The sequence below is a fragment of the Kitasatospora sp. NE20-6 genome, assembly GCF_045862635.1.
Genome location: NZ_BPRL01000019.1, coordinates 56,497 through 78,466, shown reverse-complemented (window position 1 = coordinate 78,466; position 21,970 = coordinate 56,497). Strand labels below are relative to the sequence as shown.

21 protein-coding genes are annotated in these 21,970 nt (G+C 75.3%); 17 read left to right on the top strand and 4 right to left on the bottom strand.

Annotated features, from left to right (window positions below; genetic code table 11):
* Nucleotides 1-65: 65 nt before the first annotated feature.
* Nucleotides 66-1,112, bottom strand: coding sequence for an RNA polymerase sigma factor SigJ (gene sigJ, locus SNE206_RS16755; protein WP_407914172.1), 1,047 nt, complete (start codon nucleotides 1,110-1,112; stop codon nucleotides 66-68).
* A gap of 205 nt (nucleotides 1,113-1,317) precedes the next feature.
* Here sigJ and SNE206_RS16750 point away from each other — a divergent pair, with 205 nt between their 5' ends.
* The 3 genes from SNE206_RS16750 (at nucleotide 1,318) to SNE206_RS16740 (ending at nucleotide 4,502) form a co-directional block, all read left to right on the top strand.
* Nucleotides 1,318-2,163: a helix-turn-helix transcriptional regulator gene (locus SNE206_RS16750; protein WP_407914171.1), complete on the top strand. Its 846-nt coding sequence runs from the start codon at nucleotides 1,318-1,320 to the stop codon at nucleotides 2,161-2,163.
* 52 nt (nucleotides 2,164-2,215) lie between these two features.
* On the top strand, nucleotides 2,216-2,638 hold the full coding sequence (locus SNE206_RS16745) for a VOC family protein (RefSeq protein WP_407914170.1): 423 nt from the start codon (nucleotides 2,216-2,218) through the stop codon (nucleotides 2,636-2,638).
* A gap of 283 nt (nucleotides 2,639-2,921) precedes the next feature.
* On the top strand, nucleotides 2,922-4,502 hold the full coding sequence (locus SNE206_RS16740; protein WP_407914169.1) for an APC family permease: 1,581 nt from the start codon (nucleotides 2,922-2,924) through the stop codon (nucleotides 4,500-4,502).
* 34 nt (nucleotides 4,503-4,536) lie between these two features.
* On the opposite strand, the gene SNE206_RS16735 is transcribed toward SNE206_RS16740, so the two are convergent.
* Nucleotides 4,537-5,052: a pyridoxamine 5'-phosphate oxidase family protein gene (locus tag SNE206_RS16735; RefSeq protein ID WP_407914168.1), complete on the bottom strand. Its 516-nt coding sequence runs from the start codon at nucleotides 5,050-5,052 to the stop codon at nucleotides 4,537-4,539.
* A gap of 82 nt (nucleotides 5,053-5,134) precedes the next feature.
* Here SNE206_RS16735 and SNE206_RS16730 point away from each other — a divergent pair, with 82 nt between their 5' ends.
* On the top strand, nucleotides 5,135-5,899 hold the full coding sequence (locus tag SNE206_RS16730; protein ID WP_407914167.1) for a hypothetical protein: 765 nt from the start codon (nucleotides 5,135-5,137) through the stop codon (nucleotides 5,897-5,899).
* 31 nt (nucleotides 5,900-5,930) lie between these two features.
* Here the strand turns inward: SNE206_RS16730 and SNE206_RS16725 are convergent, their stop codons facing one another.
* Both SNE206_RS16725 and SNE206_RS16720 read right to left on the bottom strand, forming a co-directional pair.
* A complete protein-coding gene (locus tag SNE206_RS16725; RefSeq protein WP_407914166.1) occupies nucleotides 5,931-6,914 on the bottom strand; it encodes an aldo/keto reductase in 984 nt (327 codons plus the stop codon).
* Nucleotides 6,915-6,989: 75 nt separating this feature from the next.
* A complete protein-coding gene (locus tag SNE206_RS16720) occupies nucleotides 6,990-7,853 on the bottom strand; it encodes a UbiA family prenyltransferase (protein WP_407914165.1) in 864 nt (287 codons plus the stop codon).
* A gap of 96 nt (nucleotides 7,854-7,949) precedes the next feature.
* Here SNE206_RS16720 and SNE206_RS16715 point away from each other — a divergent pair, with 96 nt between their 5' ends.
* The 13 genes from SNE206_RS16715 to SNE206_RS16655 all read left to right on the top strand — a co-directional run bounded on the left by SNE206_RS16715 (nucleotide 7,950) and on the right by SNE206_RS16655 (nucleotide 21,969).
* The gene (locus tag SNE206_RS16715; RefSeq protein ID WP_407914164.1) at nucleotides 7,950-9,014 is read left to right on the top strand and encodes a type III polyketide synthase; all 1,065 of its coding nucleotides are present in this window, start codon (nucleotides 7,950-7,952) and stop codon (nucleotides 9,012-9,014) included.
* 7 nt (nucleotides 9,015-9,021) lie between these two features.
* Nucleotides 9,022-9,546: an isoprenylcysteine carboxyl methyltransferase family protein gene (locus SNE206_RS16710; protein ID WP_407914163.1), complete on the top strand. Its 525-nt coding sequence runs from the start codon at nucleotides 9,022-9,024 to the stop codon at nucleotides 9,544-9,546.
* Nucleotides 9,543-10,568 (top strand): NAD(P)/FAD-dependent oxidoreductase, encoded by a 1,026-nt coding sequence (locus SNE206_RS16705; protein WP_407914162.1) that lies wholly within the window; start codon nucleotides 9,543-9,545, stop codon nucleotides 10,566-10,568. The genes SNE206_RS16710 and SNE206_RS16705 overlap by 4 nt, the downstream gene beginning before the upstream one ends.
* A 448-nt stretch (nucleotides 10,569-11,016) precedes the next feature.
* Entirely contained in the window at nucleotides 11,017-12,366 is a 1,350-nt protein-coding gene (locus SNE206_RS16700) for a family 16 glycosylhydrolase (RefSeq protein ID WP_407914161.1), read from the top strand.
* A 143-nt stretch (nucleotides 12,367-12,509) separates the two neighbouring features.
* Nucleotides 12,510-13,094 (top strand): hypothetical protein, encoded by a 585-nt coding sequence (locus SNE206_RS16695; protein WP_407914160.1) that lies wholly within the window; start codon nucleotides 12,510-12,512, stop codon nucleotides 13,092-13,094.
* Nucleotides 13,095-13,179: 85 nt separating this feature from the next.
* Nucleotides 13,180-14,172: a GlxA family transcriptional regulator gene (locus SNE206_RS16690; RefSeq protein ID WP_407914159.1), complete on the top strand. Its 993-nt coding sequence runs from the start codon at nucleotides 13,180-13,182 to the stop codon at nucleotides 14,170-14,172.
* Between the two features lie 12 nt (nucleotides 14,173-14,184).
* Nucleotides 14,185-14,823, top strand: coding sequence for a DJ-1/PfpI family protein (locus SNE206_RS16685; RefSeq protein ID WP_407914158.1), 639 nt, complete (start codon nucleotides 14,185-14,187; stop codon nucleotides 14,821-14,823).
* A 69-nt stretch (nucleotides 14,824-14,892) separates the two neighbouring features.
* Nucleotides 14,893-15,138 carry a hypothetical protein gene (locus tag SNE206_RS16680; RefSeq protein ID WP_407914157.1) on the top strand — a complete coding sequence of 82 codons (246 nt, stop codon included), beginning with the start codon at nucleotides 14,893-14,895 and terminating at the stop codon, nucleotides 15,136-15,138.
* Between the two features lie 207 nt (nucleotides 15,139-15,345).
* A complete protein-coding gene (locus SNE206_RS16675; protein ID WP_407914156.1) occupies nucleotides 15,346-15,900 on the top strand; it encodes a hypothetical protein in 555 nt (184 codons plus the stop codon).
* A 369-nt stretch (nucleotides 15,901-16,269) separates the two neighbouring features.
* A complete protein-coding gene (locus SNE206_RS16670) occupies nucleotides 16,270-17,919 on the top strand; it encodes an APC family permease (RefSeq protein ID WP_407914155.1) in 1,650 nt (549 codons plus the stop codon).
* 162 nt (nucleotides 17,920-18,081) lie between these two features.
* Entirely contained in the window at nucleotides 18,082-19,539 is a 1,458-nt protein-coding gene (locus SNE206_RS16665) for a catalase (protein WP_407914154.1), read from the top strand.
* 174 nt (nucleotides 19,540-19,713) lie between these two features.
* The gene (locus SNE206_RS16660; protein ID WP_407914153.1) at nucleotides 19,714-20,742 is read left to right on the top strand and encodes a phosphotransferase family protein; all 1,029 of its coding nucleotides are present in this window, start codon (nucleotides 19,714-19,716) and stop codon (nucleotides 20,740-20,742) included.
* A 3-nt stretch (nucleotides 20,743-20,745) separates the two neighbouring features.
* The gene (locus tag SNE206_RS16655) at nucleotides 20,746-21,969 is read left to right on the top strand and encodes an acyl-CoA dehydrogenase family protein (protein WP_407914152.1); all 1,224 of its coding nucleotides are present in this window, start codon (nucleotides 20,746-20,748) and stop codon (nucleotides 21,967-21,969) included.
* Nucleotide 21,970: the final 1 nt, after the last annotated feature.

Genomic DNA, 21,970 nt, shown 5'->3' with positions numbered 1-21,970 from the left:
GCGGGCGTGCCGCGGCGCGGCGCGGCGCGGCGGCGGTGCGGGCGCGTCGGATGGGGCCGGCCGGGTCAGTGGACGTGCGTGAGCTTGTCCGGGTTGGTGAGGAAGTAGACCCCGGCGACCTGCTCGCCGTCCGGGGTGAGGTCGAGGACGAGCACGCCGAACGGGGTGTCGCCGCGGAAGAGCAGCGCGGACGGGTCGCCGTTGGCGCGCGCCCAGCGGACCTCCAGGCCTGTGCCGGTGCGGCCCGCGCCCTGGACGAGCACCCGGGCGACCCTGTCGCGGCCGTGCACGGGGCGCAGGCCCGCGGCGACGGCCTTGCCCCCGCCGTCGGCCCAGAGCGTCACCTCGGGCGCGAGCAGCTCCAGCAGGGCGTGGAGGTCGCCGCCCCCGACGGCGGCCGCGAAGCGTTCGGTGACCTGGCGGCGCACCCGCGGTTCGGGGCGGTAGCGGGGCCGCCGGGCCTGGACGTGCGCGCGGGCCCGGTGGGCGACCTGGCGGACGGCGGCCGGGGTGCGGCCGAGGGTGTCGGCGATCTCGGGGTGGCTGTACCCGAAGACCTCGTGCAGCACGAACACCGCCCGCTCCAGCGGGGTGAGGGTCTCCAGGACGACCATGAGGGCCACCGAGACGGATTCGGCGCGTTCGACGGTGTCGGCGGTGTCGGCGGTGCCCGCCTGAGGTGCGGCGGGGTCGAGCTGGCTGATGAGCGGTTCGGGCAGCCAGGGGCCGACGTAGCTCTCGCGGCGGCGGCTGACGGCGGCGCGGCGGGCGATCGCCTTGTTGACGGCGATGCGCACGAGGTAGGCGCGGGGGCTCTCGACCGGGGCGGCGGCGGTGTCGGTGTCGCGGGCGGTCCAGGCGAGCCAGGTGTCCTGCAGCACGTCCTCGGTGTCGGCGACGCTGCCGAGCATGCTGTAGACGACGCCGAACAGCAGCTCGCGGTGGTCGGTGTAGACGCGGGTCGCGGCGTCCCGGGCGGCGTCCCCCTCGGTGGCCGGCACGACGTCCGACACGGCGTCCGGCACGGTGTTCCCCACGGGCCTGCCGCCCGGCTCGCCGGCGGTCTTCTCCGCGCCGTCGCCGGCGGGTGCGGTTCCCTGGGTGTCGGACATCGTGGTGCCTCCTGTCGCGGTTGCCCTCCGAGAGCACCCCGGGGTGCCCAGGTGTGACATCGGCCGCTCCGATGGTGACGCACCTCACACCCGCGGCCCGCCCGCCGCGCCCGCCGCGCCCGCCCGGCCAGCCGGCCGTGGGGACGCCACCGCATCTCGCCCGGCCGTGGGGACGGCCGCCGCGCGCCGGACGATACTGGCGGGTGTGGACGGGACAAGCGTCGTCGACGAGAGCGCCGGGGGCCGCCCGGCCGGGCCGATGGCCGGGCACGCGGCCTGGTACACCGGCTACCGGCAGGCCGGGCTGGTGCCGGGGCGGCACCGGGGGCTGCCGTCGCCCTTCCTCACGCTGATCTTCACGCTGGACGATCCGCTGACGGTGTCCGTGCATCCCGAGCCCGGGCGGGGCCCGGCGCAGTACGACGCCCTGGTGGGCGGGCTGCACACGGCGCCCGCGGTGATCACGCACCCGGGCCGGCAGTCGGGCGTGCAGGTGGGGCTGGACCCGCTCGCGGCGCGGGCCCTGCTCGGTGTCCCGGCGGGCGAGCTCGCGGGCCTGGACCTTCCCGCGGAGGCGCTGCTCGGCCCGGTGGCGGCGGAGGTGCGGGAGCGGATGCTGGCCGCCGCCGACTGGCCCGCGCGCTTCGCGGTGCTGGACGACGTGCTGCCGCGCGCGGCCCGGCCCTGCGGGGCGCCGCCGCCCGAGGTGCGGGAGACGTGGCGGCTGCTGCGGGCCTCCCGCGGCCGGGTGCCGGTGTCCGCGCTGGCGGCGGAGGTCGGCTGGAGCGAGCGGCACCTCGCGGCGCGGTTCCGCGCGGAGACGGGCCTGTCGCCGAAGGCGGCGGCGCGGGTGGTGCGGTTCGACCGGGCGCGGCGGCTGGCGGCGGCCGGGGGTGGCCGGCTGGCCGACCTGGCGGCTGCCTGCGGGTACTTCGACCAGGCGCACCTGGCGCGCGAGTTCCGGGCGCTGGCCGGTGTCGCGCCGAGCGTGTGGCGGGCGGAGGAGTTCCGAAACGTCCAAGCCGCGCCGGTGCCGGCGGGCGCAGTCTGACCGTGACGGCGTCCCGGCCGGGGCCGCCGCGACCTCTCGGAGGTGGACGGGGATGAGCGGGACACAGGACTCGGTGCCGCGGCCGCAGGTGTGGCCGACACTGCGGGCGCAGGACGCCCGCGGGCTGATCGCTTTCCTGGTGGAGGCGTTCGGTTTCGAGGAGACCGTGGCGTACGGCGAGGGCGAGCGGGTCGACCACGCGCAGCTGAGCTGGCCCGAGGGCGGCGGGGTGATGCTGGGATCGGTCCGCGAGGACGCGGACGCGGGCACCGGGCCGACCCCGCCGGGCGCGTTCGGCGCGTACGTGGTCACTGCGGACCCGGACGCCGTGCACGACCGCGCGGTGGCGGCCGGGGTGAGGATCACCGACCCGCTGCACGGGACGGACTACGGCTCGCGGGACTTCGCGGCGCTCGACCCGGAGGGCAACCGCTGGTACTTCGGCACGTACCGCGGTGAGCCGCGGCGCGGCTGACCCCCGTCCGGGCCGCCACCCCGGCAGACCCGCACGGCCCACCCGCACGGCCCACCCGTTCGGCCCACGCCGGATGCGGCACCGGCCTGCGCGGGCCGTGCGGGCCTGCCGGGCGGGTGGGCCGTCCCGGCGGCGTCACCGCAGACGGGGAGGCGTTCCTGACGCCGGGAAGGGTGCGGCCCGCGGGCGTACGATGGTGCGGAGTACGAACCTTCGCGGCCCCCGTGGCGGCCCCACGGCCTCCGGGCGGACAGCCTCGCAGCCTCCGGGCAGGAGAGAGGGGGTGGTCCAGGTGTCGGTGCCTCCGGGCGGTCCGGCCCCCTCCACCGAACCTCGGACGACCGGCTCGGGAGCCGGCGAGAAGGGGCTCAAGACCGGTGCGCTCGGTCTGGTGTCGTCCGTGGCCATCGGGCTCGCGTCGACGGCGCCCGCGTACAGCCTCGCGGCGACGCTGGGCATCATCGTGGCCGGGGTGGGACTGCAAGCTCCGATCATCACCATCCTGGCGTTCGTCCCGATGCTGCTGATCGCCTACGCCTACAAGGAGTTGAACGCCTCCGACCCGGACTGCGGGACGACGTTCACCTGGGCGGCGCGGGCGTTCGGGCCGCGCACGGGCTGGATGGGCGGCTGGGGCATCGTGGTCGCCGACATCATCGTGATGGCCAACCTGGCGCAGATCGCGGGCGTGTACGGCTTCCGCCTGTTCGGCCTCGACTCGCTGGCGGACTCGACCACCTGGACGACCGTCGCGGGCGTGCTGTGGATCGCCGTGATGACGCTGATCTGCTACATCGGCATCGAGCTGTCGGCGGCGCTGCAGCGGTGGCTGCTGTGCATCGAGGTCGTCATGCTGGTGCTGCTGGCGGTCACCGCGCTGGTGAAGGTCTACGGCTCGAACCCGCCGCCGACGGCGGTCAGGGTCAGTGCCTCCTGGTTCAACCCGTTCGAGGTGGCGTCGACGACCGCGTTCACGGCCGGCATCCTCGCCGCGGTGTTCATCTACTGGGGCTGGGACACGGCCGTCTCCGTCAACGAGGAGACCGCCGACGCCGCGCGCACGCCGGGCCGGGCGGCGGTCATCTCGACCGTCCTGCTGCTGCTCATCTACGCGCTGGTGTCGGTCTCGGCGCAGGCGTTCGCGGGCATCGGCACGAAGGGCGTCGGGCTGGGCAACGAGGACAACGCGGACGACGTGCTGTCCTCGCTCGGCGACGCGATCTTCGGCACGACCGGGTTCGGCGGGTTCCTCACCAAGCTGCTGATCTTCATGGTGCTCACCTCCTCGGCGGCGTCGACGCAGACCACGATCCTGCCGACCGCCCGGACGACCTTCTCGATGGCCGCGCACAAGGCCATCCCCGGGCAGTTCGCCCGGGTGCACCCGCGGCACCTCACCCCGACGTGGTCGACGATCGGCATGGGCATCGCCTCGATCGCCTTCTACGTGCTGCTCACCGCGATCAGCGGCAACGTGCTGGAGGACTCGATCGCCTCCGTCGGCCTCGGCATCGCCTTCTACTACGGCCTGACCGGCTTCGCCTGCGTCTGGTACTACCGGCGGGTGCTGACCCGCAGTGTGCGCGACTTCGTGTTCAAGGGCCTGGCCCCGCTGCTGGGCGGCGTGATGCTGCTGTACTTCTTCTGCTACGGCGCGTTCGACGTGTACGCCGACCCGGACTACGGCGCGACCTCGATCGACCTGCCGGTCTTCGGCGAGACGGGCGGCGTGACCGTCATCGGGATCGGCGCACTGCTGCTCGGCTTCGTGCTGATGCTCGTGCAGTGGGCCGTGCAGGGCTCGTGGTTCCGGCACCCGGACGTGCCGGTGAGCGCCGCGGACCCCGCCGACGCCCCCCGCTGACCGCCGCCGGGCGGCGTCAGAGGCCGGAGCGGGCCTAGCCCTCCGTACCCTCGCGCGGGAAGCGCCAGCGGGTCGGCGAGCCGCGGAAGTCGGTGTGCAGCAGGCCGATCGCCTGCACCGGGCCGACCCGCACCGTGGCGTTGACCGCGGGGTCGAGGAAGTCGACGCCGTACGCCACCGCGTACTTGGCGTTGAGCACGGCGAGGAAGGCGGCGATCTCCGCCGGGTCGGAGGTGACCTCGGCGCGGCCCTCCAGCACCACCGGGTCGCGCGGGTCCTCGGTGGTGACCACGCAGTCGGGCCGCTCGGCGAGGTTGCGCATCTTGCGGGAGCCGACGCTGCTGGAGAACCAGAAGGCGTCGTCCGCCCAGACGCCCCACACCGGCATGACGTGCGGGCGGCCGTCGGGCCGTACCGACGCCACCCAGTAGTCGTGGGAGCCGGTCAGCCGGTCGAGCGCCCATCCCCAGCTGAGGAGGCCGGAGCCCTCGCCCGCGGGCCGGATGCCGTAGCCGGGCATGTACGGGCGCCCGGCGGTCGGGTCGGTCATGGCGCCGTCTCCCTCCGGGGGTGGCCGGTCGTTCCCAGCCTACGGCCGCGGTGGTGTCGGTGGCAGGTGACAGGCTGCCGCCATGACGATCGGGGAGTTGACGCTCGGGCAGTGGCGGGCCGCCACGCCGGGGCAGCGGCGTTCGCTGGCCGCCCGGGCGGCGGAGCACGTGGGGGCGCAGGAGTGGGATCTCGCGCCGGACGATGCCACGGCGCGCCTGGTGCTGCACGGTCGGCCGTTCGCCCTGGTGCCCGGTGGCGAGGCCCGGCTGGGCGTGGACGCGGCGGCGTTCACCCCCACGCCCGAGCAGGCTGCCTCGTACGCGGAGAGCCGGGAGGACCTCGGTTTCCCCGCGGAGATGGCGGAGTACCTGGCGGAGGTGCTGAGCCCGCCGCGCACGGTGCGGCTGCGGCCGCTGCTGGTGGCCGTCGAGCCGTGGACGTTCGAGGAGGAGCCCGGGGAGATCGCCGCGCTGCTCGCCGCGCAGGGGCTGCGGGCGGCGACGCCGGACGAGTGGGAGTGGGCGTGCGGGGCCGGCGCGCGGACGCTCTTCCGCTGGGGCGCCGGTCACCCGGGGACGGACTCGCCGCACGGCTCCCCGGACGGCCCCCAGCACGCGCCGAACGCGTTCGGCCTGCTGATCGGCCGCGACCCGTACGACCCCGAGCTGACCGCCGAACCGGGCGTGTTCCGCGGCGGGGACGGCGGCGCGGCGACCTGCGGCGGGTACGGCTCGTTCCTCGCCTGGCTGCCGCTGGCCACCGCCTACCGGGATCCGGGCCTCGGCGAGCTGCTCGCCGACGACCCGCCGGACAACCTGCTCGTCCGGCCGGTCGCGGAGCTCTGAGCCACCCCGCGGCCGGACGGACGGGCCGCCGTCACCAGCGGTCGTGGACCTGCGGGCGGATGCGGCGGTCGTAGAGCTCCCGGACGGCGTCCAGGGTGGCGTCCGGCAGCGGCGGCAGGCCGGCGGCGGCCGCGTTGGCCCGGGCCTGCCCGGTGTTGCGGGCACCGGGGATGACCGTGGTGACCCCGGGCTGCTGGACGATCCAGCGCAGCGCCGTCTGCGCCGGGGTGGCGCCCTGCGGCGCGAGCGCCGAGAACTCCACCGCGGCCTCGACGCCGGTCGCGAAGTCGACGCCGGAGAAGGTCTCGCCCTGGTCGAAGGCCTCGCCGTGCCGGTTGTAGGTGCGGTGGTCGTCGGCGGAGAAGACGGTGTCGGCGGTGTAGCGGCCGGAGAGCAGCCCGGACGCGAGCGGCACGCGCGCGAGGATGCCCACCCCCGCGGCCGCCGCGGCCGGCAGCACCTGCTCCAGCGGCTTGAGGCGGAACGCGTTCAGGATGATCTGCACGCTCGCCACGCCGGGCCGGGCGATGGCGGTGAGCGCCTCCGCGCAGGTCTCGACGCTGACGCCGTACGCGGCGATCCGGCCCTCGGCGACCAGGGTGTCGAGGGCGTCGAACACCTCGTCGGAGGAGTACACCGGGGTCGGCGGGCAGTGCAGCTGCACCAGGTCGAGCCGGTCGGTGCCCAGGTTGCCGCGTGAACGGTCCGACCAGGCACGGAAGTTGGCGAGGTTGTAGTGCTCCGGGCGCTGCTCGGCGCGACGGCCGAACTTCGTGGCGGTGAAGACGTCCGCGTCCGGACGCTCCTTCAGGTAGCGGCCGATCAGCTGTTCGCTGCGGCCGTCGCCGTAGACGTCGGCGGTGTCGAAGAGGGTGACGCCGGCCTCGACGGAGGCGTCCAGGACGTCCAGGGCGTCCTGCTCGCGGACGTCGCCCCAGTCCGCTCCCAGCTGCCAGGTGCCGAGTCCGACGACGGATACCGGTCGGCCGGTGCGGCCGAGTACACGCTGTTCCATGCCGCGAGCCTCTCATCCCCGCGGGCGGGAGTGCGCGCAGGGGGCCCGGCGCGTGTCCGCGCGGCTGCCGGGCCGTCAGGGCGTCCGGCCGGTACCGCGGCCCAGCAGCAGCGCCACGTCGAGGCCGGCCAGCGCCAGCGCCGCGAGGAACGGCCACCGGCCGGGCGCGGCAGGGGCGAGCGCGGCCGCCACGCAGGCCGTGCCCAGGGCGGCCGCACCGGCCGCGCCCACCGGCCCGCCCGGCCCGAGGACGAGCACCGCCGTCGCTCCCGCCAGGCAGCCCGACGCCAGCGCCGCCGACCGGCGCCGGCCGAGCCGCTGCGGCAGGCCCAGCACGCCCGCGGCGCGGTCCGCCGCGATGTCCGGCAGCACGTTGGCGGCGTGCGCGCCGCAGCCCAGCAGCGCCGCGGCCGCCGTCACCCACCAGGCCGGCCACGGCCGGCCCGGACCCGCCGTCACGAACACCGGCAGCAGCCCGAACGCCACCGCGTACGGCAGCCACGACAGCACCGTGCCCTTGAGCCGCAGGTTGTACGCCCACCCCGCCGCCACCCCGGCGAGGTGCGCGCCGCCCGCGACCGGGCCCGCCGCGGCGAACGAGAGCGGCACCGCCAGCACCAGCGCAGCACCCGCGGCGGCACCGACCGCGGGCGGGGACACGGCCCCACGGGCGAGCGGCTTGTCCGCACGCCCGGCGGCGACGTCCCGGGCGAGGTCGACCCGGTCGTTGCACCAGCCGATCGAGAGCTGACCGGCCGCCACCGCGGCGCCGGTCAGCGCGACGGCCGCGGCGGGACGGCCCGAGCCGGCGGCCAGCAGCACGGCGAAGGCCGTGACGGCGGCAGCGGGCGCCGGATGACAGGCGGCCAGCAGGAGCCCCGGGCGCCACCGCGGACGTGCCGCCGGGCGCCCTGCCGGGCTGACCGCTTCGTCGGACATCCCGTCAGGCTAGGGGCCGCGCCGGGATGGCGCGCGGGCCACGCCCGTTCGTCCCTCTTTCGCCGTATCGGCATGGTTCGTCCCTATCCTGTGGCCATGAGCCGAATCGTGGCGGTGAGCGGGGTGCTGCCGCCCCACCGGTACCCGCAGCACGAGATCACCGAGGCACTCGCCGGGCTGTGCCTGCCGCCCGGCGCGGACCGCGCCCTGCTCGACCGGCTGCACACCGGCGCCGGGGTGACGCACCGCCACCTGGCCCTTCCGCTGGAGCAGTACGCCCGGATCGACGGCTTCGGCCGGGCCAACGACGCCTTCCTGACCGCCGCCCTCGACCTCGGCGAGCAGGCCGCCCGGGCCGCGCTCGCCGAGGCCGGGCTCGACGGCGGGGCCGTCGACCTCGTGGTGTCGACCTCGGTCACGGGGATCGCCGCGCCGTCGGTGGAGGCCCGGCTCGCGGGGCCGCTCGGCCTGCGCCCGGACGTCCGCCGGCTGCCCGTCTTCGGGCTGGGCTGCGCGGCCGGCGCCGCGGGGGTCGCCCGGCTCGCCGACCACCTGGCCGGCCGGCCGGCGCACGCCGCGCTGCTGCTCTCCACGGAGCTGTGCTCGCTCACCCTGCAGCGCGCGGGCACCTCGCGCGCCGACCTGGTGGCGTCCGCGCTGTTCGGCGACGGCGCGGGAGCGCTGGTGGCGGTCGGCGCCGACCATCCGCTGTACGGCAGCTCCCGCGGGCCGCTGGTGGTGGCGGCCCGCAGCAGGCTCTACCCCGGCACCGCGCACCTGCTCGGCTGGGACATCGGCGACCACGGCTTCCGGATCGTGCTGGGCAGCGAACTCCCCGAGCTGACACGGCTGCACGTGGCCGAGGAGGTCGAGTCGTTCCTCGCCGTGCACGACCTGAAGCCCGCCGACGTCTCCGCCTGGATCTGCCACCCGGGCGGGCCGCGGGTGCTCGACGCGCTCGCCGAGGGGCTCGGCCTGCCCGGCACCGCGCTCGCGGCCAGCCGCCGCTCCCTCGCCCGGGTCGGCAACCTGTCGTCCGCCTCCGTGCTGCACATCCTGCGGGACGTCCTGGCCGAAGGCCCTCCGCCGCCCGGATCGACCGGGCTGATGCTGGCGCTCGGCCCGGGCTTCAGCTCCGAACTCGTCCTGCTGAGATGGTGACGCGCCCATGACCTGGTACACGCTGCTCGTCCTGCTGGTCGGCGCCGAGCGGCTCGCCGAGCTCGTCGTCGCCCGCCGGAACACCGCCTGGTGCCTGGCCCTCGGCGGCACCGAGCACGGCCGCGGCCACCACCCGCCGATGGTGCTGCTGCACACGGCGCTGCTGCTCGGCTGCCTGCTCGAACCCGCCGTCGCGGACCGGCCGTTCGTACCGGCCCTGGGCTGGCCGATGCTCGTGCTCGCCCTGGGTGCGCAGGCGGTGCGGTGGTGGTGCATCGCCACGCTGGGCCCGCGCTGGAACACCCGGGTGATCGTGCTGCCCGGCACGCCGCTCGTCGCCCGCGGGCCCTACCGGTGGCTGCGGCACCCCAACTACGCGGCGGTGGTGGTGGAGGGCGCGGCGCTGCCGCTGGTGCACTCGGCATGGGCGACGGCGCTCGGCTTCACCCTGCTGAACGCGTTCCTGCTCGGCGTGCGGATCCGCTGCGAGGAGAACGCGCTCGCCGGGGCCGCCCCGGTGCCGGCCCGGTGATCGACCTGCTGGTGGCCGGCGGCGGCCCCGCCGGCCTGGCGACGGCGGTGCACGCCGCGCTCGCCGGGATGGAGGTTGTGGTGGCCGAGCCCCGTCCCGGGCCGGTCGACAAGGCGTGCGGGGAGGGCCTGATGCCGTCCGCCGTCCGGCACCTGGCGGCCCTCGGGGTGGTGCCGCCCGGGCAGCCGCTGCACGGCATCCGTTACCTGGACGCCGCCGGGGGCGCGAGCGCCGAGGCGGCCTTCCGGCACGGCCACGGCCTGGGGGTGCGGCGCACCGCGCTGCACGCCGCGCTGGCCGCCCGCGCCGCCGAACTCGGCGTCACCGTGCTGCCGCTGCGCGTCGACGGGGTCGAGCACGGCCCGCGCTCCGTCACGGCGGCCGGGGTGACGGCCCGCCACCTGGCCGTCGCCGACGGCCTGCACTCCCCCACCCGCCGCGCGCTCGGCCTGCACCGGCCCGACCGCCCGGGCCGCCCCGCCCGCTACGGGCTGCGCCGCCACTACCCGGTCGCGCCGTGGAGCAGGACGGTCGAGGTGCACTGGTCGGCGCGGGCCGAGGCGTACGTCACGCCGGTCGGCCCGGACCTGGTCGGTGTGGCGCTGCTCACCGCGGACCGCGCGCCGTTCGACGAGCAGCTCGCCCGGTTCCCGCTGCTGGCCGCGCGGCTGCCCGCGGGCGCGGGTACGGCGGTGCGCGGGGCGGGTCCGCTGCGCCAGGGCGTGCGGGCCCGGGTGGCGGGCCGCGCCCTGCTGGTCGGCGACGCCGCCGGCTACCTGGACGCGCTGACGGGCGAGGGCCTCGCGGTCGCCCTGGCCTGCGCGGACGAGCTGGTGCGCTGCCTGCGGAGCGGCCGCCCGGAGGCGTACGAGCGGGCGTGGCGGCGGGCCTCGCGGCGGTACCGGCTGCTCACGGGCTCGCTGCTGTGGGCCCGCGGGCAGCCGCTGCTCGCGCCCCGGATCGTGCCGGCGGCCGCGCGGCTCCCGCTGCTGTTCCGTGCCGGGGTCAACCTGCTGGCGTGAGCGGGCGGTCTGGTCGCCCGGAAGGCGGGTGGTCCGCACCGCCCCCGGGCGCGTCTCCAGGGGACGACGCCGCGCCGCCCCCCGGCCAGGCGCAGGCCCGGGGGCACGGAAGCGCACCGGCGGCACAGGGGGCGCGGGAGGGCTCGGCGGCGGTCGGAAATCCGGGCGAATCGGAACGCCGTACCGTCCAATGACCCACCAATCACTCTCATTTCGGACATAACGCCCTTGTGCGGGACGTCACACCGTCACCGCCGGGGCGCCGCACCACGCCGCCCCACCAGGGGTTTCGAGCGTGTACACGCAATCGGGGCGGCGGACGGGCCGTGGACCGGGCTTGCGTCACGGCCGGGACGTCCCGCAGGCTCTGGCGCTGTGCGGTCCACCCGTTCCGGTTCCGGAGGGTGGGCCCTGTCCGTCAGGGGGGCAGGAAAGGTTCACCCACCGCATGCCCAGAAACTCGAAGCACCGCCGCACCCAGCGGCTCACCGGACGCCGCGTCACCGCCGTGGCGCTCGCCACCGTCGTCGTCGGCACCGGCGCAGCGGCCTGGGCCGCACCGTCCCAGCCGGCCGAGCGCGTCGTCGTCGACGCGCTGACCCTCAGCCCCGCCTCGCCGACCGCCGGCACCCCGGTGACGGCCACCGCCAAGGTCCACGCGACCTCCCGCACCTCCGTCCAGGCGCTGACCGTCGCGGTGCGCTCCGCGAGCGGCGGCAACTTCGACTTCGCCGGCGCCGTCCCCGCCACGCTGGGCTCCGCGCAGCAGACCTTCACGCCGCAGGGCCGGACGTTCCCGGCCGGCAGCTACACCGCGTTCGTGGCCTACAAGGCGAACAACGTGTGGCACAACCTCGCCCCGGTGAAGGCCTTCACGTCGAACGGCACCACGGTGACGCCGAGCCCCACGCCGTCCGCCCCGGCGACCTCCGCGACGCCGACGCCGACCGCGACGGCGACGCCCGGCCCCACCGCGACGGCCACGCCGAAGCCCACGGCCACGCCGACCGCCACCGCCTCGGCGACCGCGAGCGCGACCCCGAAGCCCACCGCCACCCCGACCCCGACCGCGACGCCGTCCGCGACCGCCGCGCCGACCACCGCCGCGCCGGCCACCGGTGCCCCGCTCGGCATCTCGGGCAGCTGGCGCCAGGTCTTCGCCGACGACTTCAACGGCTCGTCGGTGGACTCCGGCAAGTGGACGTCCAACTGGCTGGGCTGCGCGACCTGCACCACCCCGCCGGTGAACACCTCCGAGCTGGCCGCGTACGCGCCCTCGCAGGCCACCGTCAGCGGCGGCAGCCTGCACCTGGTCGCCTCAAAGCAGGCGACCACCGCGAACGGCAAGAGCTACCCGTACCGCTCCGGCATGGTGCAGAGCAACGGCAAGGCGGAGTTCACGTACGGCGCCTACGAGGCCCGGATCTACCTGCCGGCCGCCGGCACCAAGATCGCCAACTGGCCGGCGTTCTGGACGGACGGCCAGAGCTGGCCCGCCGACGGTGAGAACGACATCATGGAGGGCCTCGGCGGCCAGGCCTGCTACCACTACCACTCGCCCTCCGGCGGCCCCGGCTCGTGCGCGGCCGGCGACTACACCGGCTGGCACACCTACGGCGCGGAGTGGGCGCCGGGCTCGGTGACCTACTACTACGACGGCAAGAAGGTGGGCCAGATCACCACCGGCATCACCTCCTCGCCGCACTACCTGATCCTCAACAACGCCGTCGACGGCGGCGACCGCGAGGTCGCGGGCGCCGACATGCAGGTCGACTACGTCAAGGTCTGGCAGCACTGATCCACCCGGACCGTCCCGCAGGGCCCGCACCGGCGCCCGGTCCCGCCCACCGGCGGGGCCGGGCGCCCGGCGTGCGGGCCCTGCGGCGTGCCCGGCGGGGAGCGACAATGCCGGATGGGGACGCACCCCACCAGGAGGACGCCATGGCCCGCCCCGAACCGCGCTGCCCGCACTGCGGCCGGCCGGCCCGCCGGCGCACCACCGACTGGCGCACCCTCCTCGACGAGGGCGCGCTGCGCACCCTCGACCGCCGCCGCCGGCGCGGCCTCGGCGTGCTGGTGGTCTGCTGCCTCGCCCTGCTCCCGTGGATCGGCTACCTCGCGGCGACCCTGCCGGTGCACTACGAGTCGGAGCAGTGGCGGCTGGCCTGGGTGGGGTTCGACCTGGGCCTGCTGACCGCACTCGCGGCGACCGCCTGGTACGGCCTGCGGCGGCGCCGGCTCCTGGTGCCGTGGGCCCTGGTCGCGGCCGTCCTGCTGGTCTGCGACGCGTGGTTCGACGTGATGCTGTCCTGGGGCACCGACGACGTGTGGTGGAGCGTCGCGGCCGCGCTGCTGATCGAGCTGCCGCTCGCCGCGGCCCTGCTCGTCCGGGTGCGGCGGATCCTGCAGCTCATGGTGCGCTACCAGTGGAGCCTCACCGACCTGCCGGGCGACCCGCCGCCGCTCGGCCGGGCACCGCTCTTCCCGGGGCCCCCGCCGGGCGCGGACCAGGACCGCCCGGACTGACCCGCCCCGCCCCGCCGCGGCGGTGGCGGAAAAGGTGGGAAGCACGTCGTTGCCGTCGCCGGAGGCCCGCTGCCAGGCTGCGGGCATGACCTCCCACCGCGTGCTTCTCGTGCTGTTCGACGGGGTGCAGAGCCTCGACGTCACCGGACCGCTCGAAGTGTTCGCCGGTGCAGGTGCCGCCGCGGGCCGCCCCGGCGCGTACGACGTGCGGACGGCCTCGCCCGGCGGGGCGGCCGTGCGGTGCTCCGGCGGGCTGCGCCTGCTGCCGGACGACGACCTGGCGGCCGTCCCCTCCCCGCACACCCTGGTCGTACCGGGCGGCAGCGGCACCCGCGACCCGGATCCCGCCCTGGTGCGGCGGATCGCCGAACTCGCGGCGGGCGCCGAGCGGGTCGTGTCGGTGTGCACCGGGGCGTTCCTGCTGGCCGAGGCCGGGCTGCTGGCCGGGCGGCGGGCGACCACGCACTGGGCGTACTGCGACACCCTCGCCCGCCGCCACCCGTCGACGACCGTCGAACCGGAGCCGATCTTCGTACGGGACGGCCCGGTGTCCACCTCGGCCGGGGTGACGGCCGGGATCGACCTCGCGCTGGCCCTGGTGGAGGAGGACCTCGGCCTGGCGACGGCGCTCACCGTCGCCCGCCACCTGGTGGTCTTCCTGCGCCGTCCGGGCGGGCAGGCGCAGTTCAGCGCGCCGCTGGCGGCCCAGCTCGCCAGACGGGACGGGCTCCGCGACGTGCAGCGGTGGATCACCGAGCACCCGGACGCCGACCTGTCGGTTCCCGCACTGGCCGCCCGGGCCGCCCTGTCCCCGCGCCAGTTCACGCGGGTCTTCACCGCGGAGACCGGCGTCACGCCCGGCCGCTACGCCGACCGTGTGCGGCTGGAGACCGCGCGCCGCCTGCTGGAGGAGACCTCGGACGGCATCGAGCAGATCGCCCGGGCGGCCGGGTACGGCACGCCGGAGCCGATGCGCCGCGCGTTCCTGCGGAGCGTCGGCGTCCCGCCGACCGGCTACCGCCGCCGCCTGCGGCCCGCACCCGCACCCGTCCCCGGCACCGTGCCGGGGACCGACTGAGAGGGGTTCCGCATGCAGATCGCGGTCCTGCTGTACGACCGGTTCACCGCGCTCGACGCCGTCGGCCCGTACGAGGTGCTGTCCCGGCTGCCCGGGGCGGACGTGGTCTTCACGGCCGCCCGGCGCGGCCCGGTGCGCACGGAGACGGGCTTCCTCTCCCTGGTCGCGGACGCCGCGCTCGACGAGGTGACCGCGCCGGACGTGCTGGTCGTACCGGGCGGGCCCGGCCAGCCGGCGCTGATGGCCGACGAGGAACTGCTGGCCTGGCTGCGCGCCGTCGACGCCGGCACCACCTGGACGGCCTCGGTGTGCACCGGCTCCCTGCTGCTGGCCGCCGCCGGCCTCCTCACCGGGCGCCGGGCGACCTCGCACTGGCTGGCGGTCGACGCCCTCGCGGCCCTGGGTGCCGTGCCGGTCACCGAGCGGGTGGTGGTCGACGGCCGCTACGCCACGGCCGCCGGGGTCTCCGCCGGCATCGATCTCGGCCTCCGGCTGGCGGCCCGGATCGCGGGCGAGCGGGTGGCGCAGGCCGTCCAGCTCGGCCTGGAGTACGACCCGCAGCCGCCGTTCGACGCGGGCTCGCCGCGGACCGCACCGCCCGGGGTGGTCGCCGCCCTCCGCGCCGACCGGGCGCGCATCCTCGGCACCTGACGGCGCCGCGCGCCCGCCGTCCGGGCCGTCCTCCGTGCCGCCCGGCGGCCCGCGGGCGACACTGGGGGTATGGCAGCATCTGCGGAGCGCAGCGGCGGGGACATCTTCCACCCGCCCGTCGTGGTGCGGCCGCCCACCCGTGGCGCGCACCCGTACCGGCGGGTGGAGATCTACGGCCGCCCCGTCGGCCGCGCGTACGGTGCGGAGGACGTGGCGGAGTTCCTCCGGCGGGCCGGCGTGGTGGAGCCCGACCTCGACGACCCCGACCTCGTCGGCTGGCAGGGCGGCGACCGCACGGTGTGGTCCACGGCCTGACCCGCCCGCCCGGCGCAGCGGCATCCCCGGCGCAGCGGCAGCGTGCGGCGCAGCGGGGCGGGGCAGCGTGCGGCGGGGCCGGGCCGGTGGCGCCATCCAGGGCAATCGCACCACCCCATCTGCGGACGGGCGGGCTCCTGGGGTGGCCGGGCGGGCGGCGGCGGGCGGTAGTGGAGGGGACCGTACCCGCCCGGTGAAGGAGTCCCGATGTCCAAGGTCCGCGCGGCCGCCGCTCTCGCCGCCCTCCTGCTCGCCGCCGTGTGCGCCGCGTGCGCGCCCGGCGACCCGCGGATCTCGCCGCTGCCCGGCCGGCCGGCCCAGCAGGAGTCCGGCACGGCGAGCCCGGGCGCGGCCGCCGGGGACGGATCCGAGGCGCCGGAGCAGCAGGTGCCGGAGCCGCAGGTGCCGGGCATCCAGGTGGCGCTCGCGGCGGACGCGGGGTTCGGTCCGATCCTGGTCGACGCGCAGGGCCGCACGCTGTACCTCTACGAGGGCGACACCTCGACCCGGTCGACCTGCTACGAGGACTGCGCGACGATGTGGCCGCCGCTGACCACGCCGGGCTTCCCGACGGCCGGTCCCGGGGTCGACGACGGCCTGCTGGGCGTGGGGCAGCGGACGGACGGGACCTCGCAGGTGCTCTACAAGGGCCACCCGCTGTACTACTTCGCCGAGGACGCGGCGCCGGGCGAGGCGGGCGGGCTGGCGCTCGCCCGGTGGTTCCCGGTGGACGCCGTGGGTGACCGGGTGTCGGGCGGCTGAGGCCCGCGGGGGCGGCGGTCGGTGGTGTCCGAACCGCACTGAATGCCGGTCTGCACGGATTCCGGCCCGTGAACGGATCGGAACAATCCGGCCCGGCAATCTCCGGCGGCCCGCTCATCGTCATGCGCCGGAGCGATTTTCCATGCACGGCCGAGAATGCTCAGGGAATGCTCAGATCTCTGAATCTCCCGAGAATCTGCACATCCGTCAAATGTGCTGCCATCACGGCGAATTGACGCATTTCTTCAGCCGCTGACACATTCGGCGGTGTAACTATTCGGATTCACGGTCTTCTGCTGGGGGAATTCCCCTGTCTAGCCTTGGGCGGCTCTCAACCCCTGCCATTTCTGCGAGAGGTCCCACCCACCCATGGCTTCTGTTGACCAGCTCGTCCAGTCGTCCGCCCCGCCGGAGGGCGGCGGCCGCTCGCTGCGCCGCGAGGTCGGCCTCATCGGCCTCCTCTGGGCGTCCGTCGGCTCGATCATCGGCTCCGGCTGGCTCTACGGCGCGAAGAACGCCGTCATGGTCGCCGGCCCCGCCGCCCTCGTCTCCTGGGGCATCGGCGCGGTCGCGATCGTGCTGCTCGCCTTCGTGCACGCCGAGCTCGGCGGCCTCTTCCCGGTCGCCGGCGGCACCGCCCGCTACCCGCACTACGCCTTCGGCGGCCTCGCCGGCATGTCGTTCGGCTGGTTCTCCTGGCTCCAGGCCGCGACGGTCGCCCCCATCGAGGTCGAGGCGATGATCGGCTACGCCGGTCACTGGGACTTCGCCAAGGGCTTCCTCGCCGACAACGGCACCCTCACGGTCAGCGGCTTCGTCGTCGCCGTGCTGCTGATGGGCGTCTTCGTCGCGGTCAACTTCCTCGGCGTCCGCGTGCTGGCCCACACCAACTCCGCGGCGACCTGGCTGAAGATCTTCATCCCGCTGCTCACGATCTTCGTGCTCGCCCTCACCAACTTCCACGGCGGCAACTTCACCTCGCACGGCTTCGCGCCGTTCGGCATCAAGGGCGTGCTCGCCGCCATCAGCACCAGCGGCATCATCTTCGCGCTGCTCGGCTTCGAGCAGGCCATCCAGCTGGCCGGCGAGAGCCGCAACCCCAAGCGCGACATCCCCCGCGCGGTGCTCGGCTCGGTCGCCATCGGCACCCTCGTGTACGTGCTGCTGCAGGTCGTCTTCATCGCCGCGCTGCCCGCCGGCGCCTTCGCCCACGGCTGGGAGAACCTCGACTTCCCGGGGATCAGCGGCCCGTTCGCCGGCCTCGCCACCCTGGTCGGCCTCGGCTGGCTCTCCTGGGTGCTGTACTTCGACGCCATCGTCTCCCCCGGCGGCACCGGCCTGATCTACACGACCTCCACCTCGCGCATCTCCTACGGCCTCAGCAGGAACGGCTACGCACCGCAGCTCTTCGAGCGCGTCGACCGGCGCGGCGTGCCGTGGTTCGGCCTGACGATCTCCTTCGTCACCGGCGTCGTCTGCTTCCTGCCGTTCCCGAGCTGGCAGGAGCTGGTCGGCTTCATCACCTCCGCCTCGGTGCTGATGTACGCGGGCGCGCCGCTCGCCTTCGGCGCGCTGCGCCGCCGCCTGCCGGACCGCGAGCGCTCGTACCGGCTGCCGTTCGGCGACGTCGTCGCCCCGCTGTCGTTCGTCGTCGCCAGCCTGATCATCTACTGGACCGGCTGGCACACCCTGGCCCGTCTGGGCATCGCCATCGTGATCGGCTACCTGCTGCTCGGCGGCTACGCCGCGTACGCCGTCCGCAAGGGCCTGCCGAACGCGCCCCGGCTCGACTGGCGGCCCGCGCAGTGGCTGCCGGTCTACCTGCTGGGCCTGGGCGTGCTCTCCTGGCAGGGCGGCTTCGGCGAGGGCGCCGGCCGCATCCCGATGTGGTGGGACATGGCCCTGGTCGCGGCGTTCGCGCTCGGCATCTACCTCTGGGCGATCCGGGTCGCGCTGCCGGCCGACGCGATCGAGCGGACCGTCGAGGACGTCGAGGTGGTCGACGAGGGCGGCCACTGACCCCCGCACCCTGCCCGGAGCCCGGCCGCCGCCACCGGCCGGGCTCCTCCGGTTGTGGGCCGCCCGGGGCGGTGGTCGACTCGACGACGGTGGCAGTGCGGCCGGCCGACGGCGCCGCGCCGCCGCCACCGGCAGGCCGCACCCCGAGGAGGCCCACCCGTCATGTCCGAAGCCCGTGTCCCCCCCACCACCAACAACGCCGGCGTCCCGGTCGAGAGCGACTCGGACTCCCTGACCGCCGGCGCGCTCGGCCCGATCCTGCTGCACGACCACTACCTGATCGAGAAGATGGCCCAGTTCAACCGGGAGCGAGTGCCCGAGCGGGTGGTGCACGCGAAGGGCGGCGGAGCGTACGGCGTCCTCCAGGTGACGCAGGACGTCAGCCGGTACACCAGGGCCGACCTCTTCCAGCCCGGGAAGACGACGGAGATGCTGGCCCGCTTCTCCACCGTCGCCGGCGAGCTCGGCACCCCCGACACCTGGCGCGACCCGCGCGGGTTCGCGCTGAAGTTCTACACCGAGCACGGCAACTACGACCTGGTCGGCAACAACACACCGGTCTTCTTCGTCCGTGACCCGATCAAGTTCCAGGACTTCATCCGCTCGCAGAAGCGGCGCCCCGACTCCCACGTGCGCGACCACGACATGCAGTGGGACTTCTGGACGCTCTCCCCGGAATCCGCCCACATGGTGACCTGGCTGATGAGCGACCGCGGGATCCCGAAGTCCTGGCGGCACATGAACGGCTACGGCTCGCACACGTACAGCTGGGTCAACGCGGACGGCGAGCGGTTCTGGGTGAAGTACCACTTCAAGACCGACCAGGGCATCGAGTTCCTCACCCAGGAGGCCGCCGACCGGACGGCCGGCGAGGACGGCGACGCGCACCTGCGCGACCTGTACGAGTCGATCGAGCGCGGCGAGCACCCCTCGTGGACGCTGTACGTGCAGGTCATGCCGTTCGACGACGCGTGGGGTTACCGGTTCGACCCGTTCGACCTGACCAAGGTGTGGCCGCACGGCGACCACCCGCTGATCGAGGTCGGCCGGATGACGCTCAACCGCAACCCCGACAACTACCACGTGCACATCGAGCAGGCGGCGTTCGAGCCGTCCAACCTGGTGCCCGGCATCGGCGTCTCGCCGGACAAGATGCTGCTCGGCCGGATCTTCTCCTACCCGGACACCCACCGGTACCGGATCGGCCCCAACTACGCGCAGCTGCCGCCCAACCGGGCGCACGTGCCGGTGCACTCCTACGCCAAGGACGGGCCGATGCGCTTCGACGCCTCGCGGGCGGACACCCCGTACGCGCCGAACTCGTACGGCGGCCCCGCCGCCCGGCCCGAGCTGTGGGGCGAGCCGCTGGGCTGGGACGTCGCCGGGCGGATGGTCCGCGAGGCGCACCCGCTGCACCGCGAGGACGACGACTGGGGGCAGGCCGGCACGCTGGTGCGCCACGTGCTGGACGACGCCGCGCGCGAGCGGCTCGTCGGCAACGCCGCCGGGCACCTGGGGAAGGGCGTGTCGGCCCCGGTGCTGGCGCGGGCGCTGGAGTACTGGCGCAAGATCGACAAGGACCTCGGCGACCGGATCGCCGTCGCCGTCGGGAGCGGCTGACACCCGCCCCGTGCACGCGGAGCCGCCCCGGGCCGTGGAGCCCGGGGCGGCTCCGTGCGTGCCCGCCCGGGGCGGCGGCCGTTGACAACGGGGACACCGCGCAGCGAAGCTAAGCAAGCGCTTAGTCAGCCGCGCACGACACCCAGGACACGAACCCCACCCGAGGCGAGGCCCATGAGCGACACCCCCGACACCCCACCCGGTCTCGACCTCGTACGACTGCGTGAACGGCTCGACGCCGACCTGCCCGGCCTCGTCACCGGCCCGCTCCGCGCCCGGCTCTTCGAAGGCGGCAGGTCCAACCTGACGTACCTCCTGGAGGACGGCACCGGCCGGTGGGTGCTGCGGCGGCCGCCGCTCGGCCACGTCCTCGCCACCGCCCACGACATGACCCGCGAGCACACCGTGCTCGCCGCCCTCCACCCCACCCGGGTGCCCGTGCCCCGGCCGCTGCTCCTCGTCGGCGACGACACCGTCACCGGGGCGCCCTTCTACCTCATGGAGTACGTCGCCGGCACCCCGCACCGGGACGCCGCCGCCCTCGCCGCCCTCGGCACCGACCGGGTGCGCGCCCTCGGACTCCGGCTCGTCGACACCCTCGTCGACCTGCACGCCGTCGACCCCGAGGCCGTCGGTCTCGGCGCCTTCGGCCGTCCCGAGGGATTCCTGGAACGCCAGCTGCGCCGCTGGGGCAAGCAGCTCGACGCCTCCCGCAGCCGTGACGTCGCCGGCATCGACGACCTCCACGCCGGACTCGCCCGCACCCTGCCGGAATCACCCGCACCCGCGATCGTGCACGGCGACTACCGGCTCGACAACGTGCTCGTCGGCGACGACGACCGGATCACCGCCGTCCTCGACTGGGAGATGTCCACCCTCGGCGACCCGATCACCGACCTCGGCCTGCTCGTGATGTACACCGAGCTCGCCCGCCGCTTCGACGGCGCCCTGCCCGGCGCCGCCCTCGCCGAGGGCTTCCCCACGACCGCGGAACTCGTCGCACGCTACGCCGACGGCTCCGGCCGGGACGTCTCCGCGCTCGGCTGGTACGTCGGCTTCGCCTCGTTCAAGCTCGCCGTCGTGCTGGAGGGCATCCACTACCGCTGGAACCAGGGCGGCACCGTCGGCACCGGCTTCGACCGGGTCGGCGAACTCGTCCCGCTCTTCGTACAGTTCGGCCTCGACGCCCTCAAGGAGCGCTGACCCGTGGACTTCGCCTTCGACACCCGCACCGAGGAACTCCGCTCCCGGCTCCTCGACTTCATGGACGAGCACGTGTACCCGGCCGAGGCCGTGCTCGCCGCCCAGCTCGCCGACCCCGCCCGCACCCCGTGGACCGTCCCCCCGGTCGTCGCCGAACTCCAGGCCGCCGCCAAGGAACGCGGACTCTGGAACCTCTTCCTGCCCGGCGAGGCCGGCGCCGGCCTCACCAACCTCCAGTACGCGCCGCTCGCCGAGATCACCGGCCGCTCCTCGCTGCTCGCCCCGGCCGCACTCAACTGCGCCGCCCCGGACACCGGCAACATGGAGGTGCTCGACCAGTTCGGCGACGAGGCGCAGCGCAAGCAGTGGCTGGAACCCCTGCTCACCGGCGGGATCCGCTCCGCGTTCGCCATGACCGAGCCGGACGTCGCCTCCTCCGACGCCTCCAACATCACCACCCGCATCGTCCGCGACGGCGACGAGTACGTCGTCGACGGCCGCAAGTGGTACATCACCGGCGCCATGAACCCGAACTGCCGGATCTTCATCGTCATGGGCAAGAGCGACCCGGACGCGCCCAAGCACCGGCAGCAGTCGATGATCCTGGTGCCGCGCGACACCCCGGGCGTCACCGTGCAGCGCGGCATGAAGGTCTTCGGCTTCGACGACCAGGACCACGGCGGCCACGCCGAGGTGGTGTTCGAGAACGTCCGGGTGCCGGCCGCGAACCTCATCGGCGAGGAGGGCTCCGGCTTCGCGATCGCCCAGGCCCGGCTCGGGCCCGGCCGCATCCACCACTGCATGCGGGCGATCGGCATCGCCGAGCGGGCGCTGGAGCTGATGTGCCGCCGCGTCACCGACCGGGTCGCGTTCGGCCGGCCGCTCTCCGAGCAGGGCGTCGTGCAGGACTGGATCGCCGAGTCCCGGGTGCGGATCGAGCAGGCGCGCCTGCTCGTCCTCAAGACCGCCTGGCTGATGGACACCGTCGGCAACCGCGGCGCCCACACCGAGATCCAGGCCATCAAGATCGTGGTGCCGCAGACCGTCGAGTGGATCCTCGACAAGGCCGTCCAGGCGCACGGCGCCGCCGGCGTCAGCCAGGACACCCCGCTCGCCCACGCCTGGGCCGGCAACCGCACGCTGCGCCTCGCCGACGGGCCGGACGAGGTGCACCGCCGGTCCCTCGCCCACCGCGAACTCAAGCGCTACCAGCCGAAGGGCGACTGAC

Excerpts from the sequence above, each read along its gene's own strand:
- sigJ (WP_407914172.1), bottom strand. The coding sequence starts at position 1,112 with ATGTCCGACACCCAGGGAACCGCACCCGCCGGCGACGGCGCGGAGAAG.
- SNE206_RS16745 (WP_407914170.1), top strand. The coding sequence starts at position 2,216 with ATGAGCGGGACACAGGACTCGGTGCCGCGGCCGCAGGTGTGGCCGACA.
- SNE206_RS16735 (WP_407914168.1), bottom strand. The coding sequence starts at position 5,052 with ATGACCGACCCGACCGCCGGGCGCCCGTACATGCCCGGCTACGGCATC.
- SNE206_RS16730 (WP_407914167.1), top strand. The coding sequence starts at position 5,135 with ATGACGATCGGGGAGTTGACGCTCGGGCAGTGGCGGGCCGCCACGCCG.
- SNE206_RS16725 (WP_407914166.1), bottom strand. The coding sequence starts at position 6,914 with ATGGAACAGCGTGTACTCGGCCGCACCGGCCGACCGGTATCCGTCGTC.
- SNE206_RS16720 (WP_407914165.1), bottom strand. The coding sequence starts at position 7,853 with ATGTCCGACGAAGCGGTCAGCCCGGCAGGGCGCCCGGCGGCACGTCCG.
- SNE206_RS16715 (WP_407914164.1), top strand. The coding sequence starts at position 7,950 with ATGAGCCGAATCGTGGCGGTGAGCGGGGTGCTGCCGCCCCACCGGTAC.
- SNE206_RS16710 (WP_407914163.1), top strand. The coding sequence starts at position 9,022 with ATGACCTGGTACACGCTGCTCGTCCTGCTGGTCGGCGCCGAGCGGCTC.
- SNE206_RS16700 (WP_407914161.1), top strand. The coding sequence starts at position 11,017 with ATGCCCAGAAACTCGAAGCACCGCCGCACCCAGCGGCTCACCGGACGC.
- SNE206_RS16695 (WP_407914160.1), top strand. The coding sequence starts at position 12,510 with ATGGCCCGCCCCGAACCGCGCTGCCCGCACTGCGGCCGGCCGGCCCGC.
- SNE206_RS16690 (WP_407914159.1), top strand. The coding sequence starts at position 13,180 with ATGACCTCCCACCGCGTGCTTCTCGTGCTGTTCGACGGGGTGCAGAGC.
- SNE206_RS16685 (WP_407914158.1), top strand. The coding sequence starts at position 14,185 with ATGCAGATCGCGGTCCTGCTGTACGACCGGTTCACCGCGCTCGACGCC.
- SNE206_RS16680 (WP_407914157.1), top strand. The coding sequence starts at position 14,893 with ATGGCAGCATCTGCGGAGCGCAGCGGCGGGGACATCTTCCACCCGCCC.
- SNE206_RS16675 (WP_407914156.1), top strand. The coding sequence starts at position 15,346 with ATGTCCAAGGTCCGCGCGGCCGCCGCTCTCGCCGCCCTCCTGCTCGCC.
- SNE206_RS16670 (WP_407914155.1), top strand. The coding sequence starts at position 16,270 with ATGGCTTCTGTTGACCAGCTCGTCCAGTCGTCCGCCCCGCCGGAGGGC.
- SNE206_RS16665 (WP_407914154.1), top strand. The coding sequence starts at position 18,082 with ATGTCCGAAGCCCGTGTCCCCCCCACCACCAACAACGCCGGCGTCCCG.
- SNE206_RS16660 (WP_407914153.1), top strand. The coding sequence starts at position 19,714 with ATGAGCGACACCCCCGACACCCCACCCGGTCTCGACCTCGTACGACTG.